The sequence below is a fragment of the [Clostridium] scindens ATCC 35704 genome, from assembly GCF_004295125.1.
Lineage (GTDB): Bacteria > Bacillota > Clostridia > Lachnospirales > Lachnospiraceae > Clostridium_AP > Clostridium_AP scindens.
In genome coordinates this window covers 3,035,836-3,055,614 of the sequence record NZ_CP036170.1, presented here as the reverse complement: position 1 = coordinate 3,055,614, position 19,779 = coordinate 3,035,836, and the positions used below count along the sequence as shown (strand labels likewise).

Annotated in this window: 21 protein-coding genes; 20 read left to right on the top strand and 1 reads right to left on the bottom strand. The window is 49.7% G+C overall.

Going from position 1 to position 19,779, the window contains the following annotated elements; genetic code table 11:
- Window positions 1–6: 6 nt before the first annotated feature.
- The 4 genes from ribF to HDCHBGLK_RS15715 all read left to right on the top strand — a co-directional run bounded on the left by ribF (window position 7) and on the right by HDCHBGLK_RS15715 (window position 5,303).
- Window positions 7–933 (top strand): riboflavin biosynthesis protein RibF, encoded by a 927-nt coding sequence (ribF, locus tag HDCHBGLK_RS15730; RefSeq protein ID WP_004605962.1) that lies wholly within the window; start codon window positions 7–9, stop codon window positions 931–933.
- Between the two features lie 12 nt (window positions 934–945).
- The gene (locus HDCHBGLK_RS15725) at window positions 946–2,595 is read left to right on the top strand and encodes a Na/Pi cotransporter family protein (RefSeq protein ID WP_004605963.1); all 1,650 of its coding nucleotides are present in this window, start codon (window positions 946–948) and stop codon (window positions 2,593–2,595) included.
- A gap of 130 nt (window positions 2,596–2,725) precedes the next feature.
- Window positions 2,726–2,992 carry a 30S ribosomal protein S15 gene (rpsO, locus tag HDCHBGLK_RS15720; protein ID WP_009248481.1) on the top strand — a complete coding sequence of 89 codons (267 nt, stop codon included), beginning with the start codon at window positions 2,726–2,728 and terminating at the stop codon, window positions 2,990–2,992.
- 223 nt (window positions 2,993–3,215) lie between these two features.
- Window positions 3,216–5,303: a polyribonucleotide nucleotidyltransferase gene (locus tag HDCHBGLK_RS15715; protein ID WP_004605965.1), complete on the top strand. Its 2,088-nt coding sequence runs from the start codon at window positions 3,216–3,218 to the stop codon at window positions 5,301–5,303.
- Window positions 5,304–5,699: 396 nt separating this feature from the next.
- On the opposite strand, the gene HDCHBGLK_RS15710 is transcribed toward HDCHBGLK_RS15715, so the two are convergent.
- Window positions 5,700–6,884, bottom strand: a complete 1,185-nt coding sequence (locus HDCHBGLK_RS15710) for a metallophosphoesterase (RefSeq protein ID WP_039909486.1) — start codon at window positions 6,882–6,884, stop codon at window positions 5,700–5,702.
- A gap of 110 nt (window positions 6,885–6,994) precedes the next feature.
- On the opposite strand from HDCHBGLK_RS15710, the gene spoIIIAA reads away from it, so the two are divergent.
- The 16 genes from spoIIIAA (at window position 6,995) to HDCHBGLK_RS15630 (ending at window position 19,766) form a co-directional block, all read left to right on the top strand.
- Window positions 6,995–7,933, top strand: coding sequence for a stage III sporulation protein AA (spoIIIAA, locus tag HDCHBGLK_RS15705; protein WP_004605967.1), 939 nt, complete (start codon window positions 6,995–6,997; stop codon window positions 7,931–7,933).
- Window positions 7,930–8,457: a stage III sporulation protein AB gene (locus HDCHBGLK_RS15700; protein ID WP_004605968.1), complete on the top strand. Its 528-nt coding sequence runs from the start codon at window positions 7,930–7,932 to the stop codon at window positions 8,455–8,457. Before spoIIIAA ends, HDCHBGLK_RS15700 begins: the two co-directional genes overlap by 4 nt.
- Before the next feature lie 11 nt (window positions 8,458–8,468).
- Window positions 8,469–8,663 carry a stage III sporulation protein AC gene (gene spoIIIAC / locus HDCHBGLK_RS15695; RefSeq protein WP_004605969.1) on the top strand — a complete coding sequence of 65 codons (195 nt, stop codon included), beginning with the start codon at window positions 8,469–8,471 and terminating at the stop codon, window positions 8,661–8,663.
- Window positions 8,664–8,678: 15 nt separating this feature from the next.
- Window positions 8,679–9,065 (top strand): SpoIIIAC/SpoIIIAD family protein, encoded by a 387-nt coding sequence (locus tag HDCHBGLK_RS15690; RefSeq protein WP_009248485.1) that lies wholly within the window; start codon window positions 8,679–8,681, stop codon window positions 9,063–9,065.
- Complete coding sequence (locus tag HDCHBGLK_RS15685; RefSeq protein WP_004605971.1) at window positions 9,062–10,246, top strand: stage III sporulation protein AE; 1,185 nt, start codon at window positions 9,062–9,064, stop codon at window positions 10,244–10,246. Before HDCHBGLK_RS15690 ends, HDCHBGLK_RS15685 begins: the two co-directional genes overlap by 4 nt.
- 9 nt (window positions 10,247–10,255) lie before the next feature.
- A complete protein-coding gene (locus HDCHBGLK_RS15680; protein ID WP_004605972.1) occupies window positions 10,256–10,606 on the top strand; it encodes a stage III sporulation protein AF in 351 nt (116 codons plus the stop codon).
- Entirely contained in the window at window positions 10,596–11,198 is a 603-nt protein-coding gene (locus tag HDCHBGLK_RS15675; protein ID WP_004605973.1) for a hypothetical protein, read from the top strand. Before HDCHBGLK_RS15680 ends, HDCHBGLK_RS15675 begins: the two co-directional genes overlap by 11 nt.
- A gap of 28 nt (window positions 11,199–11,226) precedes the next feature.
- On the top strand, window positions 11,227–11,862 hold the full coding sequence (locus tag HDCHBGLK_RS15670; RefSeq protein ID WP_004605974.1) for a SpoIIIAH-like family protein: 636 nt from the start codon (window positions 11,227–11,229) through the stop codon (window positions 11,860–11,862).
- A 380-nt stretch (window positions 11,863–12,242) separates the two neighbouring features.
- Window positions 12,243–13,844: a peptide chain release factor 3 gene (locus HDCHBGLK_RS15665; protein WP_004605975.1), complete on the top strand. Its 1,602-nt coding sequence runs from the start codon at window positions 12,243–12,245 to the stop codon at window positions 13,842–13,844.
- A gap of 68 nt (window positions 13,845–13,912) precedes the next feature.
- Window positions 13,913–14,296 (top strand): Asp23/Gls24 family envelope stress response protein, encoded by a 384-nt coding sequence (locus HDCHBGLK_RS15660; protein WP_004605976.1) that lies wholly within the window; start codon window positions 13,913–13,915, stop codon window positions 14,294–14,296.
- Complete coding sequence (gene nusB / locus HDCHBGLK_RS15655; RefSeq protein ID WP_004605977.1) at window positions 14,297–14,695, top strand: transcription antitermination factor NusB; 399 nt, start codon at window positions 14,297–14,299, stop codon at window positions 14,693–14,695. It begins immediately after the preceding gene.
- Window positions 14,696–14,708: 13 nt separating this feature from the next.
- A complete protein-coding gene (gene xseA / locus HDCHBGLK_RS15650; RefSeq protein WP_004605978.1) occupies window positions 14,709–15,920 on the top strand; it encodes an exodeoxyribonuclease VII large subunit in 1,212 nt (403 codons plus the stop codon).
- The gene (gene xseB / locus HDCHBGLK_RS15645) at window positions 15,913–16,137 is read left to right on the top strand and encodes an exodeoxyribonuclease VII small subunit (protein ID WP_004605979.1); all 225 of its coding nucleotides are present in this window, start codon (window positions 15,913–15,915) and stop codon (window positions 16,135–16,137) included. The genes xseA and xseB overlap by 8 nt, the downstream gene beginning before the upstream one ends.
- A gap of 49 nt (window positions 16,138–16,186) precedes the next feature.
- Window positions 16,187–17,071 carry a polyprenyl synthetase family protein gene (locus HDCHBGLK_RS15640; RefSeq protein ID WP_050755135.1) on the top strand — a complete coding sequence of 295 codons (885 nt, stop codon included), beginning with the start codon at window positions 16,187–16,189 and terminating at the stop codon, window positions 17,069–17,071.
- A gap of 14 nt (window positions 17,072–17,085) precedes the next feature.
- Complete coding sequence (gene dxs / locus HDCHBGLK_RS15635) at window positions 17,086–18,948, top strand: 1-deoxy-D-xylulose-5-phosphate synthase (protein WP_004605981.1); 1,863 nt, start codon at window positions 17,086–17,088, stop codon at window positions 18,946–18,948.
- Between the two features lie 8 nt (window positions 18,949–18,956).
- Window positions 18,957–19,766, top strand: coding sequence for a TlyA family RNA methyltransferase (locus tag HDCHBGLK_RS15630; RefSeq protein WP_004605982.1), 810 nt, complete (start codon window positions 18,957–18,959; stop codon window positions 19,764–19,766).
- Window positions 19,767–19,779 lie beyond the last annotated feature (13 nt).

Here is a 19,779-nt window from a genome sequence, read left to right as displayed (position 1 = left end):
ACAAGTATGCAATATATTAGAGGACTGTCTAACTATAATGACAGCGGGAAATCAGCAGTTACGTTTGGAAAGTTTGACGGCCTGCACAAGGGCCACCAGAAACTGGTGAAAAAGGTACGGGAATTTGGAGAAAAGAATAAGATCAACAGCATTGTATGCGCGTTCGACATGCGGCCGCTGTGGGAAGAAAAGGGCCTGAATCCGCAATTACTGATGAATGGCAAAGAGCAGCAGATGCATCTGGAGGGTCAGGTGGATTATCTGATCGAATGTCCTTTTACCAGGGAGTTCAGCCAGATTCCGGCAGAAGAATTTATTAAGGATATCATCAAAGGACTTTTTCACGCGGATTATGTGGTAGTAGGAACAGATTTCTGCTTTGGGCATGACAAGCAAGGAGATATTCACATGCTTGCAGCCTATGAAAAAGAGTGCGGATATGATCTGGTGGTAGTGGAGAAAGAACGGTATGAAGACCGCATTATCAGCAGTACCTATGTAAAAGAAGTGTTAAGGTCGGGGGACATGAAGCTGGCTTCCCGGCTGTTAGGCTATCCTTATGGCCTGACGGGAATCGTGGAGCATGGAAAGAAACTGGGAAGGACGCTTGGATTTCCCACTTTTAACGTGGCCTGGCCCAAAGCGAAGATCGCGCCGCCCAACGGCGTGTATCTCTGCGATGTGACTGTAGACAAAGACAGATATCACGGAATCGCTAATGTAGGGGTGAAGCCTACGGTGACCAGTGAGAATCGGTTGTTGATAGAGAGTTTTTTATTCGGCTATGCAGGAAGCGCTTATGGAAAAGAAGTGACCATTGAACTGCTTTCCATGTGCAGGCCGGAACAAAAGTTTGACAGTATTGAAGAGATGAAGGCATGTATTGACAGGGACATCGAGGCGGGAAAGCATTTCTTCGGGATGGATAAGTAAAGGAGAATACGAATGAGTATCACAACATTTTTTATGTTGCTTGGGGGACTAGGCTTATTCCTGTTCGGCATGAAGTTAATGAGCGAGGGGCTGGAGAAAGCTGCAGGCGCCAAGATGCGCGGCATTCTGGAATTTTTCACAAAGAACCGTTTTATCGGCATGCTGGTAGGTATCTTGTTTACGGCTGTAGTGCAGTCTTCAAGCGCGACTACGGTCATGGTAGTCAGTTTTGTGAATTCTGGGTTGATGAATCTGCTTCAGGCTTCCGGGGTCATACTTGGAGCCAATATCGGTACCACGGTGACAGGACAGCTGATTGCATTCAACCTGTCAGATATCGCGCCGCTGTTCGTCATGGCGGGCGTGATCATGGTCATGTTCTGCAAGAAACTGAGCATCAAGAGGGCAGGAGAAGTCGTGCTGGGATTCGGCATCCTATTTATGGGTCTGAGCATCATGGGTGATGCCATGACATCGTTCAAAGAATCCCCGCACATTATAGAACTGCTGAGGACGTTGCGCAATCCATTTGCGGCAATCCTGGTAGGATTCGTGATTACGGCGATCCTGCAGAGTTCTTCGGCAACCGTCGGCATCGTAATCCTGATGGCATCCCAGGGACTGCTGGCATTTACAATCTGCCCGTTCCTGATCTTGGGATGTAATATCGGGTCCTGCGTATCTGCGCTTCTTGCCAGTCTTGGCGGAAAGAAGGATGCAAAACGCGCGGCCATGATTCATTTTCTGTTTAATGTCGTAGGATCGGCTATTGCCTTCATTATTCTGATGGTAGCGCTGGATCCGATCACTCAGGGCATCCTGCACCTGTCCCGAGGGAATACGGCCCGGGCGGTGGCCAATGCCCATACGCTTATGAAGGTGTTCGAAGTGGTCGTACTGTTCCCGTTCATGGGATGGATCGTGAAGGCAACCTACATGGTAGTTCCCGGGAAAGACGCCACGCTGGAGGATGAATACGAACTGCTCTACATAGGCGGGGGCTCAATCCTGTCACCGACAACGGCAGTGCTGGATGGAATCCGGGAAATCGAGCACATGGGAAAGATCGCGATCAGCAATCTGAAAAAGGGTATGGATGCGCTTTGTACCTTGAATGAGGAAGAAATCGATGCGGTATATCACAAGGAAAAATACATAGACTTTATGAACCGCAAGATCACGGATTATCTGGTCAAGGTCAATGAAATCGAACTTCCGATTGCCGATGCAAGGCTGATAGGCGGATTGTTCCACGTGGTCAATGATATCGAGCGTATTGGCGACCATGCGGAGAACTTTGCAGATTCGGCAAAAATGCGGATTGATGACGAGGTGGAGTTCAGCGACAAGGCAATAAAGCAGCTGCAGGACATGACGGAAAAGGTCATTGAGATCCTGGAATACTCGCTGGATATGTTCACTAACAGGAACCAGGAGCATATGCAGGAGATCCTGAATCTGGAAGACGAGATCGATGACAGGGAGAAGAAGCTGCAACGCGCCCACGTTAAGAGGCTGACGAAGAATAAATGCACGCCGGAAGCGGGAATGATATTTTCAGATACCATCTCCGGACTGGAACGTGTGGCGGACCATGCCACCAACATCGCATTTGCTATCCTGGAGCCGGACGAAGGCATGGAAGATGAGGACGAGGAATAATTTTTGCCTTTACAAGACAAGGCCGCTGTGCTATACTAACCAAGTATGAATAGCCGGTGTTCGGTAAATGGAATCTCCAACCATTGCTTAATATCAGGCGTTTAATAAAGAATTATAGGAGGAAATGACAATGATTTCAAAAGAGCAGAAAGAACAGATTGTAAAAGATTTCGGAAGGACACCTGGAGATACAGGCTCACCGGAAGTTCAGATTGCGATTCTGACAGCAAGAATCAATGATCTGACAGATCACTTCAAGAGCAATCCGAAGGATCATCATTCAAGAAGAGGTCTTCTGAAGATGGTTGGACAGAGAAGAGGTCTTCTGGCATATCTTAAGAAGTCTGATATCGCAAGATATCGTGCACTGATTGAAAAACTTGGATTAAGAAAATAATTTCAGGCAGTGATAGGAAGGGGCGTTCAAAAGAACGCCTCTTTTAATTTAATAGTGGCACATTTTTATCATATATGTTATAATATTTAAGACTGTGGGCGGGGAAATTACACCCGAGACCACTGAAAAGCATATTTGTCCTGGCAGATGGCCGGATAAGTATATTTTTCAGTAGTTTCGGTGTTCCTCTCCCAGGTAATTTCAAGAATTAAAGGAGAACACTATGTATAAGAAATTTGAGATGGAACTTGCAGGCAGGACTCTGCGCGTAGATGTGGACAGGGTTGCCAAGCAGGCAAATGGAGCGGTACTGATGCATTACGGTGACACCACCGTGTTATGCACGGCAACGGCTTCCGAGAAGCCGAGAGAGGGAATTGATTTTTTCCCGCTAAGCGTTGAATACAATGAGAGATTATACTCTGTAGGAAAGATTCCTGGAGGATTCAATAAGAGAGAAGGAAAGGCATCTGAGAATGCAATCCTTACCTGCCGTGTCATTGATCGTCCGATGAGGCCTTTATTCCCGAAGGACTACCGCAATGATGTGACGTTAGAGAACCTGGTATTATCCGTAGACCAGGACTGCTCTCCGGAACTTACGGCAATGCTCGGAGCGGCAATTGCCACTACCATATCCGATATTCCGTTTGACGGACCGATCTCTACGACACAGGTAGGCATTGTGGATGATGAGTTCGTATTTAATCCGACTGCAGCGCAGAAGGAAGCATCCGATCTTGCGCTTACGGTTGCCTCTACAAAAGAGAAGGTGATCATGATCGAGGCTGGCGCCAATGAAGTGCCGGAGCAGAAGATGATCGACGCGATCTTTGCTGCCCACGAACTGAACCAGAAGGTCATCGCGTTCATCGAGACGATCGTGGCAGAGTGTGGAAAGCCGAAGCATGCATATGAAAGCTGCGCGGTTCCGGAAGAACTGTTTGCCGCAATCACGGAGATTGTTCCTCCGTCAGAGATGGAAGAAGCCGTATTTACGGATGACAAGCAGACCAGAGAAGAAAATATCCGCGTAATCACGGCAAAGCTGGAAGAGGCATTTGCAGACAAAGAAGAATGGCTGAATGTGCTTGGAGAGGCTGTATACCAGTACCAGAAGAAGACGGTACGCAAGATGATCTTAAAGGATCAGAAGCGTCCGGATGGAAGAGCCATCGACCAGATTAGGCCGCTTGCTGCAGAGATTGACCTGATTCCAAGGGTTCACGGCTCAGCCATGTTTACAAGAGGACAGACTCAGATCTGCACCATCACCACCCTGGCACCGCTTGCAGAAGCCCAGAGGCTGGATGGCTTGGATGAGGCAGAGACTTCTAAGAGATATATGCACCACTATAACTTCCCATCTTACTCCGTAGGAGAGACAAGGCCATCAAGAGGCCCGGGACGCCGGGAGATTGGACATGGAGCATTGGCAGAGCGCGCACTGATACCGGTACTTCCAAATGAGGCAGAGTTCCCATATGCGATCCGTACCGTATCTGAGACATTTGAATCCAACGGCTCTACCTCCCAGGCCAGCATCTGCGCGTCCTCAATGTCCCTGATGGCAGCCGGCGTGCCGATCAAGGCTGCAGTGGCAGGGATCTCAGCAGGACTGGTGACGGGTGATTCAGACGATGACTATCTGGTACTGACAGACATCCAGGGCCTGGAAGACTTCTTTGGAGACATGGACTTTAAGGTGGCCGGAACCCATAAGGGAATTACAGCCATCCAGATGGATATCAAGATTCATGGCCTGACAAGGCCGATCATTGAGGAGGCGATTGCGGCAACGAAGAAAGCAAGAACCTATATCCTGGATGAAGTAATGTCTAAGACCATCGCAGAGCCAAGACCGGAAGTAGGCCAGTATGCTCCGAAGATCATCCAGATGCAGATCGATCCACAGAAGATCGGCGATGTAGTGGGACAGCGCGGAAAGACTATCAATGCAATCATCGACCAGACCGGAGTTAAAATCGACATTACCGATGACGGAGCCGTATCTATCTGCGGAACCGATGCTAACAGCATGGAAGAGGCAAAGAGACTGGTTCAGATCATCGTGACCGATTTCGAGGCAGGCCAGGTACTGGAAGGAAAGGTCGTAAGCATCAAGGAATTCGGCGCATTTCTTGAGTTCGCGCCTGGAAAAGAAGGAATGGTACACATTTCCAAGATTTCTAAGGAAAGAATCAACCATGTAGAAGACGTGCTGACATTGGGCGACGTGGTTAAGGTCGTATGCCTTGGCAAGGACAAAATGGGCAGACTGTCATTCAGCATGAAAGACGTGGCAAAATAAGAAGTGAACACGTAACATTTTTAAGTTGGGCACGTAACATTTTTAAAAAATGTTACGTGCCCAACTTGCATAACTGGTGTGTAAAATTGAAAAATACCCGTGTAAAAATGAACCAAATATGTTTCTTTAGTAGGTGACTTTCCTAAAGTTATCCTGTTAGATTAACCAGTCTGGTTTGGCTGCTTACTCCGGGGCCGCTTAAGACTACAGATACGGTGAGGCTTATACGGTTGTCCTGAACAATCAACACATGTCTCATACAAAGTCCGAATCCATTCTTTTATAGCTTATTTAAAAAGCAACTTCCACCGTAAGCCAATATAATAACGCTCGCATTATCCAAGAATTACCAACAGATTGCAGCCGGCCCGCTTGCATCCTCCAATCCCCAAAATTCTACTGAAACCCCACATCTATCACGCAGATCTCGCTCTTAGTCCCCACTCTCATATTAGGCCCGAATACGCCCACTCCGGAGGTGACGATATTGTGCATCTGATCTTTTTTCAGATAGCCGCAAGGATTCTCCCAGAGCAGCTTAATCGTTAGATTGCCAGGAAACATCTGGCCATCATGGGTGTGCCCGCACAGATCTATGTCTACGCCCGCATCGGCAAGTTCCTGCAGTTGATCCGGCTCATGGTCGATGACAAGGATAGGCTTGTCCGTATCCATCTCCTTGGTCAGCTCCTTGGGGCTTAAGCGCTTGGAGATGCCCCGTCCGGGACGCTCCTTGTCGGCCCTGCCGAAGAGATAGAAAGAGTCGTCGATCAGAACCCCTTCATCGTGCAGAAACTGGATATTGGCATCCTTAAGGAACTGATCCATTCTGGGATCACTCATTTTTTTCTTGTCGTGGCTGAAGGTGAAGCCGGCCAGAATCTTTTCCTGGATATCGTGATTGCCGTAGCAGGCATATACGCCGTAGTTGCTTTTAATACCACGCAGCGTGCGGGCGATCTTATCTGGATTTTTCAAAGCATCGTAATTATTGTCGAAGATGTCCCCCGCGATTACCACCAGATCCGGATCCTGGGCATTGATCTTCCTGACCATCTGGGACATCTGCGCATTTCCCACGCTGTAGCCCAGGTGGAGATCCGCTACCAGGACGACTTTCATGGAATCCAGATCTTTGCAAGATTTCTTAATGGTTACGGAATAATCTGTGGTATGTATTTGGCGGGCATTTAGATATCCATAGACGGAAAGGGAGAGGATCAAGGAAATGCAGAGGGTGCCGCTGGCGACGAAGAGCCTCCGGGATTCCTTCCATTCCCGCTTCTTCATGCGCTTGACGATCAGTTTTGCGATCAGGCGTATGCCATCTGCAACCAGGATGGTAAGCAGGATATAGCAGAGGGTGCCAAACCAGATATTTGAAATGTAGATCAGCCATCTGGCAGGCCAGAAGAAGGCCAGCAGGATGGATAAGGCCAAAAAGCCGTAGAAGGCCAGAACGATCAGCCTGACCCAAGTCTTTTGGAAATGATGCGTGCAGGCTCCCATAAAGCGGATCAGCCAGCGGAAGATATAAGCATTTAATATTAGGTAGACAGGCGCAAGAAATACAGCGATCATAGCAAATTCATCCTTTCCGTAGAAATCAGATACTTGAATATACGGATTGTAACATATTTGGGAATAAATTAAAAGTCGTCTCATATATTGGTGTAAAGAGGTGGACAAATATGCAGGAGAACAGAATCTTAAATGTCTTGCCGCGCAGCGTACGCATTCTGATCCATAAGGAGCAGCTGCAGTACGAGCACCTGCAGGAGATCAAGCTGCGGGTGGAAAAGCCGCTGCTTCTGATCTACAGAGGAGAAGAACTGATCTTGGGAGGGCAGCGCGGCAAGCCTTATATGGTTACAAAAGAAGATGTAAGAGAGATGCTGGAATATATCAGCAATTATTCCTTATATGCATACGAACAGGAAATGAAGCAGGGATTTATCACGATTGAAGGAGGACACAGAGTAGGAATGACAGGACAGGCAATTATAGAGAACGGCAAAGTAAAGAACCTGAAGCATATCTCATCCGTCAATGTGCGGATGTCCCATGAAGTACTTGGTTGTGCAGATAAAGTATTTCCCCATATTACCTATAACAGAAGCCTATACCATACGCTGGTCATATCGCCGCCAAGATGCGGCAAGACAACGCTTCTTCGGGATATGATCCGTCAGATCTCCGATGGAAATGACTGGGTGAGGGGCATGGCTGTGGGGGTGGTGGACGAAAGGTCGGAGATTGGAGGCTGCTATATGGGGGTCGCCCAGAACCATCTCGGAATCCGCACGGACGTGCTGGATGGGTGCCCCAAGGCAGAAGGCATGATCATGCTGATACGCTCCATGGGACCGGAAGTCATTGCCGTAGATGAGATTGGATCGGCAGAAGATGTACATGCCATCGAATACGCAATGCACTGCGGCTGCAAGATGCTGGCCACTGTCCATGCAGGTTCCATGGAAGAATTAAGAAAGAAGCCTCTCCTTGACCGGATGATCGACCAGGGACGCTTTGAACGGTACATTCTTTTGGGAAACCGCGCGCACGTGGGGCAGATCGATGGCATCTTCGATCACCGGGGCAGCCTTCTGTACAGGGAAGATGTCAGATGACGGCAATGGTAAAGACCTTCGGGGCTGTCCTGATCATAGGAGCCACCTCTTTATGGGGCATCCGGGCGGCAGACCGTATCAACGACCAGTATGTCCAGATGCAGTATCTCAAGAAGCTGATCTACCAGTTAAGAAGCGAGATACGGTATGCCAGGTCTTATCTGGGGGAAGCGTTTCGTCACATTGGGACATCTTCCAGGGAGCCGTATAAAGGATGGATTCTGGAAATATACGACAGGCTGGAGCATAAGAACAGGGGAACGCTGGCGGATATATGGGAAGATACGGTAAGAGAATATCTGGGGGCATCAGGCCTTCCGGATGAGGAACTGGACAAACTGATAAATCTTGGAGGCCAGCTGGGGGTCGCGGATATTGAGATGCAGGTAAAGACTCTCGACCTCTACCTGGAGGAAATGAGCCTTTCCATGGAAGAGATGCGGGGCGGGATGAAGGCAAAGGTGAGATTATGCCACTGCCTGGGTGTGATGAGCGGGATATTTATTACCGTCCTGTTAATATAGAGGAGGCGTGCATGAGTGTAAATCTAATATTTAAAATAGCTGCGGTGGGAATCCTGGTCTCCGTCTTAAGCCAGGTCTTAAAGCACAGCGGAAGGGAAGAGCAGGCGTTCCTTACAAGCCTTGCGGGGCTTCTGCTGGTGCTGTTCTGGATCGTGCCATACATCTATGACCTGTTTGAATCCATCCAGCATTTATTTTCGCTGTAGAAAGAAGGAATGCCCATGAATATGATACAGATCGGGATCATCGGGGTCGCCGGCACCCTGCTGGCCGTACAGTTTAAAAGCGGAAAGTCTGAGTATGGCATCTATATCAGCGTGGCACTCAGCCTGGTCATCTTCTTTGCCATTATCGGCCGGCTGGAAGTGATCATCGATGCCTTGAGAACCATCGCCAATTATATCAATATGGATACCGCCTATATCGGGACGCTGATAAAGATGCTGGGGATTACCTATGTGGCCGAATTTTCCGCGGGCATCTGCAAGGACGCGGGCTATCAGACCATCGCGCTGCAGATAGAGATATTCGGCAAGCTGGCGGTTCTGGTATTGAGCATGCCGGTTCTGATGGCGCTTTTAAATACCATAAAGGACTTTCTGTCATGAGGCGGCGAAAAATGGTACAGGCAGCCATCCTGTGGGTTATCCTGCTCCTAATATTTTCCCCGCTGCCGGCACAGGCCAAAGAGGCCAGGCAGTCGGGAACTAATGAGGATAAGGCAGAGAGTTCCGGGATGCAGGAGGATTTGATCGGGGAGTTCGATTTTGGGGAGATTGACGATTCCTTAAAGGAACTCTTTCCGGAAGAGAAGCTGGACTTTAAGGAAACGCTTATGGGAGTCATTTCCGGGGATCTGACATTTTCCGCCCAGCTGCTGAACCGGCTGGTATCGGATCAGCTGGGATATGCGTTTAGAAGCTGCAAGGACAATCTGGTACATATCCTTCTGATCGCGGTCATTGCGGCCGTATTCAGCAATTTTTCAAACGTATTCCAGAGCCGCCAGATATCGGAAATCAGTTTTTACGCCCTGTATCTGCTTCTGATTGCATTGGCATTAAGTTCATTCCAGGTGGTGGTGGAGTGGGTAGGCCAGGGGATAGACAGCCTGACCTCATTCATGGGCGTATTCTGCCCCTTATATTTCCTGGCAGTGGCAATTGCAAAAGGCAGCGTTACTTCCATTGCGTTTTATAATCTGGTGCTGTTTTTAATCTTTCTTGTAGAACTTCTGATCACCAGCTTCCTTCTGCCCGTGATCCATATCTATATGATGGTACGGGTGCTGAATTACCTTTCCTCTGAGGAATATCTAAGCAAGTTTGCGGAACTGATACAGGTTTCAGTGTCGTGGATATTAAAGACGCTGCTGGCCTGCATCATCGGGCTGAACGTGATCCAGGGAATGATAAGCCCGGCCATTGATTCTGTGAAAAGAAGCGCCATCGCCAGAGGCGCGGAAGCTATCCCTGGCATCGGGGATGCCATAGGCGGCGTGGCGGAGGTGGCTCTTGGCACGGCGGTGCTGGTGAAGAATGGAATCGGGATGACAGGGGCTCTCATCTGCATCGCCCTGTGCGTGGTGCCGCTGGCTCAGATTGCCTGCATCGCCTTTTTATATAAGCTGGCGGCGGCAATCATACAGCCGGTATCCGACAAGCGTATCGTAGGCTGTGTTGAGACAGTGGGAGACGGATGCCAGCTTCTTATGCGGGTGGTATTTACTACGGGCCTTCTGTTCCTTCTGACCATTGCCATTGTATCTGCAGTAACCAGTAATGTCTGAGGTGTGGCTATGTTTGAATATTTATATGAATGGATGAAGAATATTGCGTTTTATATGGTGCTTATTACGGCGGTCATCCATATCCTTCCGAATTCGGATTATAAAAAGTATATTCGGTTCTTTACCGGAATGGTGCTGGTCGTCATGCTTGCCACGCCTTTACTTAAGATATTCGGCATGGAGCATCCGCTGGGGAGTCTGTATGACAGCAAAGAGTATCAGGAGCAGATGAAAAAGATAGAGGAAGAATCCAAGTATCTTGGCGAGACGCTGCCAGAAGGCTATCCGGACGATGCCGGGCAGGAACCGGAAGATGAGGAAACCGGGATAGAGGTGGAGGAGATAGAGATTGGACGTTAAGAAAAAGAAACGATTTGAAATTCCGAAGAATTTTTCGATTAAAAAGTTAAAAAAGGACCAGCTGCTGATTCTGCTTCTGGTGGGAATATTGCTGGTCGTAATCGCCATTCCCACAGGGAAGGGGAAGGATGCTGCTTCCAAAGATGCAGGGAGCAGCACGGCGGCAGAGGGAGGAGGAGAGGCGGCGTATGGCAATTACGCTTCTTATATGGAAGGGCACCTTGAGGGCGTGCTGTCACAGATGGCCGGGGTCGGGGATGTGACCGTCATGATAACTTTAAAATCCTCAGCCGAGAAAGTGGTGGAGAAGGATGTGGAGGCACAAAGCGAGACGGTTACGGAGTCAGACAGCCAGGGAGGGACGCGCACGACCCAGAACAGCAGCCATGGAGAGTCCACCGTATATGACGGAGATGGATCCCAGGGGCAGGCGCCTTATATCAGCAAGGAACTGAGCCCTCAGGTAGAAGGAGTGGTAGTCATAGCCTCCGGAGGAGATAATGCAGTGGTAAAACAGAATATTACTGAAGCAGTTCAAGCATTATTTGGGATAGACACGCATAAGATTAGGATAATGAAGAAGAATTCATAAACGATGTGGCAAGGTAGGAGGATGAACAGTGAAACGAATCTTTAAAAAGAACCAGATTATTATTGCAGCATTGGCCGTAATGATTGCGGCGGCAGGATATCTGAATTACTCCGGAAAATTATTCGGGGATAAGGATACGGCAGAAAAGACGAATGCAGAACTTGCAAATAAGGAACTTCTGGACATATCTGAGGAGGATGTGACGACAAGCGCGTCCGATGATATCAAGAGCCAGGACGGCACCGACAGCGACGGAAGCGTGGACGGGACGCCGGGAGAGGCTGTACTAACAAGCGGCGAGGCAAGCGCCGTGGTTGCAGAAGCAAAGGTGACCAGGGAACAAGTAAGAGCCAAGAACAAAGAGTCCCTGATGGAAATCATCGACAACGAGAACTTAAGCGATGAGCAGAAACAGGACGCGGTGAACCAGATGGTGGCAATGACGGATATTGCGGAAAAAGAAGCTGCAGCCGAGACGCTTCTGGCATCCAAAGGCTTCAGCGAGGCCGTAGTAAGCCTGACCCAGGATGCGGCAGACGTAGTCGTGAATGCGGCAGAATTAAGCGACGCCAACCGGGCGCAGATCGAAGACATCATTACCCGTAAGACTGGCGTGGCGGCACAAAACATCGTGATTACGCCGGTGTATTCCGAAGGAAAGTAGGGGGGATTGGCGACCCGCCCGCGAGGCTGGGGCGGTGATTCCTGCGACGCTTTGGCGCCTGCATCTCTTGCACTGATCTGTAAGCCCGCGAAAGAGTCGCCGATAGCGGCTTATCACCCGCAGACTATACATAAAACTACATAAACCAGTTTGCAGGCCAGTCTAATAGGAGGCAATTATGCTTCTTATATAGGCTGGCTTTTATCTGTTCCGGCGAACGGCGTATCCTAAAGCCCGCTCCCATCCGTCCGCCGCGCGTTACACGCCAATCACCTGTCCCCTAATAAACAAAATTCCCAATTGAGGATTGATTCCAGGTGTGTTATACTGTCTAATAGCGTCTATATGCGGATATACTATTTGTAGGAGTGTTTGAATCTATGTCACAGATAAATAATCAAGTAAAAGAGCAGATAAAAAAGAGAAGGACCTTTGCCATCATCTCCCACCCGGATGCCGGCAAGACTACGCTTACGGAGAAGTTCCTCCTGTACGGGGGAGCCATCAACCAGGCGGGAAGCGTCAAGGGAAAGGCCACGGCTAAGCATGCGGTGTCCGACTGGATGGAGATCGAGAAGGAAAGAGGTATCTCGGTCACCTCCTCAGTCCTTCAGTTTAATTTTGACGGCTACTGCATCAACATCCTGGATACGCCGGGCCATCAGGATTTCTCGGAGGATACGTACCGTACGCTGATGGCGGCGGACTCCGCGGTGATGGTAATCGATGCGTCCAAGGGCGTGGAGGCGCAGACCAGGAAACTTTTCAAGGTATGTACCATGCGCCACATCCCGATCTTTACCTTTATCAATAAGATGGACAGGGAGGCAATGGATACCTTTGAACTTCTGGATGATATCGAGAATGAACTGGGAATCGCCACCTGCCCGATAAACTGGCCGATCGGCTCAGGCAAGGAATTCAAAGGGGTCTATGACAGGGAGACGAAGAAGGTAGAACTGTTTTCTGACACCCGCAAGGGCACTACCCAGGGAGAGGTGAAGAAGGTAGATATCGCCGATCCGGAGATCGCATGGCTTATCAGAGACTCCCAGAGAGTGCAGCTGGAAGAGGAAATCGAACTTCAGGATGGAGCCGGGGCTCAGTTTGACCAGGAACTGGTGAGCAAGGGCGAACTCTCGCCGGTATTCTTTGGCTCAGCCCTTACGAACTTCGGTGTGGAAACGTTTCTAAAACATTTCCTTAAGATGACCTCGTCCCCGCTTCCAAGAAAATCTGACAGGGGCCTGATCGATCCCATGGAAGAGGGTGACTTTTCTGCCTTCGTGTTCAAGATTCAGGCCAACATGAATAAGGCTCACCGGGACCGGATCGCCTTCATGCGCATCTGTTCCGGCGAATTCGAGGCAGGCATGGATGTCTTCCATATACAGGGCGGCAAGAAGGTGCGCCTGTCGCAGCCCCAGCAGATGATGGCAAGCGAGAGGAAGATGATAGAGAAAGCCTATGGGGGAGACATTATCGGAGTCTTTGATCCGGGTATCTTCTCGATCGGAGATACCCTTACCAATGCCGGTGATAAATTCGTCTACGAAGGCATCCCTACATTCGCGCCGGAGCATTTTGCAAGAGTGCGCCAGGTAGACACGATGAAGCGGAAGCAGTTCATTAAAGGAATCAACCAGATTGCCCAGGAAGGCGCGATCCAGATCTTCCAGGAATACAACACTGGAATGGAAGAGATCATCGTGGGCGTCGTGGGCGTCCTGCAGTTTGACGTGCTCAAATACAGGCTGGAAAACGAGTATAATGTGGAGATACGCATGGACACTCTTCCATACGAGCATATCCGCTGGATCGAGAATACGGAGATTGACCTGGATAAACTGACAGGCACATCCGACATGAAGAAGGTGAAAGACTTGAAGGGCCGTCCGCTGCTTCTGTTCATCAATGAATGGAGCATCCGCATGACCATAGAGCGCAACGATGGGCTTGAGTTATCCGAATTCGGCAGATAAGACTTTGCAAACGTAGGTAAATTTGATATAATTACTAGAAGTGTAAAACCAGACAGGAGGTTCAGGTAATGAGTAGAGAAGAAAGAAATACGTATACAATAAAGGGCGATGAGAATCTCGGCGAGGTGAAGATTGCGGACGAAGTAGTGGCGATTATTGCAGGCCTTGCTGCTATGGAAGTGGACGGCGTCTCTTCCATGGCGGGAAACGCGACAAGGGAACTGATTGGCAAACTGGGCATGAAGTCTTTGTCCAAAGGCGTCAAAGTTGATGTGCTGGATGGGATCGTGACGGTATCCTTGGCACTGAATCTGAAGTATGGCTACAGTATCAAAGAGATTACTACGAAGGTGCAGGAGAAGGTTAAGGCGGCAATCGAGAATATGACAGGCCTCGATGTTGCCGATGTGAATATCCGAATCGCCGGAGTAGACGTGCCGGAGGAAGCATAAGTGAAGAGGACAGAGCAAAGAGAGCACATCTTCAAGATGCTGTTCGGAGTGGAATTCAACGCTGGCGGGGATATGCCGGAGCAGCTGGAACTCTACTTCGGCCAGCTGGAGGGTGCGGGTGAAAAGGACCTTGACTATATCAGGGAAAAGGTACAGAAGATCGCGTCGAAGGTAGAAGAGATTGACGCGCTGATTAACGAGCATACGACCAGGTGGAAGACGAGCCGGATGAACAAGGTGGATCTGACGATCCTGAGGCTGGCAGTATATGAGATGAGATGGGACGAGGATGTTCCTACAGGCGTGGCCATCGACGAGGCTGTGGAACTAGCGAAGAAGTACAGCAGCGAGGACGGTCCCTCATTTGTCAATGGCGTGCTTGCAAAACTTGTAGATTAATCAGAGGTAGGTTATGACTCGGAATGTATATACGGTTAAACAGGTGAATGCCTACATTAAGAATATGTTTACCCAGGACTACATGCTGAACCGCATTTACGTCAAGGGCGAGGTTTCTAATTGTAAGTATCACACATCGGGACATATATATTTTTCATTAAAAGATGAGTCCGGAACGATTGCCTGCGTTATGTTTGCCGGGCAGCGAGGCGGACTCTCTTTTCGTATGAGCGAGGGCCAGCAGATCGTGGTCCTGGGCTCTGTAAATGTGTATGAGCGAAGCGGCTCCTACCAGCTGTACGCCAAAGAGATACGGCTGGATGGAGATGGACTTCTCTATGAGAGATTCCAGATGCTGAAAAAAGAACTGGAAGAGATGGGGATGTTTGCGCCGGAATACAAAAAGCCGATCCCATCCTTTGCAAGCAGAATCGGCGTTGTCACCGCGCCCACCGGAGCGGCGGTGAGGGACATCATGAATATCGCCGGACGCCGCAATCCCTATGTCCAGCTGATCCTTTATCCTGCCCAGGTGCAGGGGGAAGGCGCGAAGGAGAGCATCGTGCGTGGAATCCGGATGCTGGAAGCATACGGAGTAGATGTGATGATCGTGGGGCGCGGAGGCGGTTCCATTGAAGACCTGTGGGCCTTTAACGAAGAAGAAGTGGCCCGGGCGATTTTCGAATGCAGCGTTCCGGTAATCTCAGCGGTGGGACATGAGACGGATACCACCATTGCCGATTACGCAGCCGACCTTCGGGCGCCTACGCCGTCGGCAGCCGCGGAACTGGCCGTCTATGATTACCGGCAGGTGCAGATGGGTATGCAGGAGTACCGCTTGCGGATGAACCGGCTGCTGAATCAGAAGATACAGGTAGCCCGCCTGAAACTGCGGGAATACCACACCCGCCTGAAATATCTTCATCCCCGGCTCAAACTGCAGGAACAGCAGCAGAGGCTATCTGAGATGGAAGACAGGATGAAGATGCTGATGGAGGGGAAGGTAAGGGATGCGAGGCATAGGATGGCGTTATACGTGGAAGTGATGAAGGGGCTGTCGCCGCTTCAGAAACTCAGCCACGGATACGCTTACGTGGAAGGAAGAGACAAGAAGGCCATCAAGAGTATCAGGCAGGTCCGGAATCAGGACAGGCTGTCCATATATGTGACGGATGGGATCCTACAGGCAACTGTGGAGGATGTGAAGGAGGAGCAGCATGGATAAGGACAAAAAGATTCAGGAGAATGCAACCCTGGAAGAACTGTTTGTACAGTTGGAAGATGCGATCCGCAAGATGGAGAAGGAAGACATCTCCCTGGAAGATTCTTTCAGCCTGTACCACAAGGGAATGGATATGCTGAAGCTGTGCAATGAAAAGATAGATAAGGTAGAGAAGAAAATGCTGGTATTAGATGAAGAGGGAGATGCACATGAATTCTAAATATACATTATCGAATGATGGCAATACAGGATGCGCGAATGGGTATTGTATGCAGGCACAGATGAAGCATAAGGTGGAAAAGATTGAAGGAATCCTTACGGAGTACCTGCCCAGGCAAGAAGGATTCCAGAGCATCATCATGGAGGCTATGAACTACAGCCTTCTGGCCGGAGGAAAGCGCCTGCGTCCGATGCTTATGAATGAGACTTACAGGCTGTTTGGCGGGGAAAGCCCGCTGATCCGCCCATTCATGGCAGCCATCGAGATGATTCATACATACTCCCTGGTCCATGATGACCTGCCGGCAATGGATAATGACGAGTATCGCCGCGGACGTAAGACCACCCATATCGTATATGGGGAAGACATGGGAATCCTGGCAGGCGACGCGCTGCTTAACTATGCCTTTGAGACGGCTTTCAAGGCGTTTGTCATGGAGCCGGAAGAGAGCCTTCTCATCGGAAGGGCGTTGGGAGTGCTGGGGGAAAAGGCCGGCATCTACGGAATGATTGGGGGACAAGTCATTGACGTCAAAGAGACCGGGCATTCCATACCGAAGGAAGTACTGGATACGATCTATGAATTAAAGACTTCCGCGCTGATCGAGGCATCCATGATGGTCGGGGCAATTCTTGGAGGCGCTTCCGAGGAGGAAGTAAAGATCATAGAAAAGATTGCAAGATATGTAGGAATCGCGTTCCAGATCCAGGATGATATCCTGGATGTGACCAGCACCAAGGAGGTGCTTGGCAAGCCGACCCACAGCGATGAAAAGAACGAGAAGACTACGTATGTCACCTTGATGGGGACTGCTGAGGCAGGGAGAATGGTAGAAGAACTATCAGATCAGGCAGTAAGCCTCCTGCATCAGTTATCAGAAGAAAACGAATTCCTGGAACAGCTGCTGCTCCAGTTGATTCACAGGGAGAAATAGCGGGGTAACTGATTATGTTAGAGCGTATACAGAAGGAAAATGATATTAAGGAACTGAACCTGGAAGAACTGGAGGAACTGGCTTTGGAGATCCGGGAATTCCTGGTCGAGAAGATCAGCAAGACCGGCGGGCATCTTGCGTCCAATCTGGGCGTGGTGGAACTTACCATGGCCATGCATCTGATGTTCCATCTTCCGGAAGATAAGATCATCTGGGACGTGGGTCATCAGGCTTATACCCATAAACTGCTGACCGGCAGGAAGGCAGGCTTTGACGAACTTCGCAAATATGGCGGGATGAGTGGATTTCCAAAGCGTAAGGAGAGTGCCTGTGATGCGTTTGATACAGGCCACAGTTCGACTTCCATCTCCGCCGGTCTTGGATATGTGCAGGCCAGAGATTTGAAAGGAGAAGACTACAGCGTCGTTTCCGTAATCGGGGACGGTTCTCTAACCGGAGGCATGGCCTATGAAGCCCTTAATAATGCTTCTTCTCTTAAGACGAATTTTATTATCGTATTGAACGATAACCATATGTCTATCTCAGAGAATGTAGGAGGCATGTCTAAGTATCTGGCAGAACTTCGCACGGCGGACATATATACAGGACTGAAAAAAGGCGTTACCAATGCGCTGGAGAAGGTTCCCTTAGTAGGAGATTCCTTGATCGAGCACATCCGCAGGACCAAAAGCAGCATCAAGCAGCTGGTGGTTCCGGGAATGTTCTTTGAGGATATGGGAATTACTTATCTGGGACCTGTGCCGGGGCATAATATCGGGCTTCTTTGCAAGGCATTTAAAGAAGCCAGGAAGATCAATGGTCCTGTGCTGCTGCATGTGATGACAAAAAAGGGAAAAGGCTATGAGCCTGCGGAACTTAAGCCGGATAAATTCCACGGCGTAGGTCCGTTCCAGGTGGAGACAGGCGAACTGGAAACGCCAAAAGACAAGGATACTTATACGGATGTATTCGGCAAAGTCCTGTGCGATGAGGCGGGAAGGAATCCTGATGTTGTAGCCATTACCGCAGCCATGGCAGACGGGACGGGGCTTACCAGATTCCGGCAGATGTACCCGAACCGGTTTTTTGACGTGGGAATCGCCGAAGAGCACGGGGTGACCTTCGCGGCAGGCCTTTCGGCAGGAGGGATGAAGCCGGTGTTTGCGGTATATTCTTCCTTCCTTCAGAGGGCCTATGACCAGCTGATCCATGATGTGGCACTTCAGAATCTTCCGGTCGTGCTTGCAATAGACCGGGCAGGCCTGGTAGGAAGCGACGGAGAGACCCATCAAGGAATCTTTGACCTGTCTTATCTGAGCAGCATACCGAATATGGTCGTTATGACTCCGAAGCATAAATGGGAATTGGCGGATATGCTGCGCTTTGCCCTGTCTTATGATGGGCCTGTGGCGATCCGCTATCCAAGAGGGAGCGCGTTCGATGCGTACAGGCAATTCCGCGCGCCGGTCGTATACGGCAAAAGCGAGATGCTCTATGAAGAAAAGGATATCGCGATCCTGAGCGTTGGCCACATGTTTGAAAGCGCCCTTCAGGCGAGAGAGCGCCTGAAGGAGAGCGGATACAGCTGCACTCTCGTCAATGCCAGATTTGTAAAGCCTATAGATGAAGCGATAATCGCGTCCTTGTGCCGGAATCACCGGCTGATCGTGACGGTGGAAGAAAACGTGCAGACCGGCGGATACGGCGAGCATGTGCTGGAATATGCGTGCAGGAAGGATCTGGGCGTGAAAGTACTGACGCTGGCTTTGCCGGATGACTATGTAGAGCATGGGAATATCGGCGTGCTGCGTAAGGAGACCGGAATCGACGTGGAATCCATTATAAGAAGAATAAAGGACGCTTATGGCAAATTATAGGAGTTAATATGAAAGAACGTTTGGATATATTACTGGTAAAAAGAAACCTTGCCGCTTCCCGGGAGAAGGCCAAGGCAATCATAATGTCGGGCAGCGTCTTTGTTGACGGGCAGAGAGAGGACAAGGCCGGGGCCACATTTCCGGAGAAGGCTGCAATCGAGGTGAGGGGACATACGCTTCCTTATGTAAGCCGCGGAGGGCTGAAATTGGAAAAGGCGCTTCGGAACTTCGATGTGACGGTGGATGGAAAGGTGTGCACCGACGTTGGCTCATCCACAGGGGGATTTACAGACTGCATGCTCCAGAATGGGGCCAGGAAGGTCTATGCCATTGATGTGGGAAGAGGCCAGCTGGACTGGAAATTAAGGCAGGATGAGCGGGTCGTCTGTATGGAAAAGACCAACATCCGGTATGTGACGCCGGAAGACATCGGAGAGCCGGTAGATTTTTCTTCCATCGACGTCTCCTTTATCTCGCTTACGAAAGTGCTGCTGCCGATTCATAATTATCTGAAAGATAAGGGACAGATCGTGGCGCTTATCAAGCCGCAGTTCGAGGCAGGCAGGGAAAAAGTCGGCAAGAAAGGCGTAGTACGGGATAAGCGCACGCATATGGAAGTCATCTCTATGGTAATTCAATATGCCTTATCCATAGGATTTTCCATCCTGAATCTGGAGTTTTCGCCAATCAAAGGACCAGAAGGCAATATCGAATATCTGATCCATCTGGAAAAATGCGGGGAGGATGCCAGGATAGCAGAAGGAATCGAAGAAGAAAAGACGGTGGAAGAGGCATTTTGCACGCTGGCAAAAAATTAAAAGGAATGCAGGA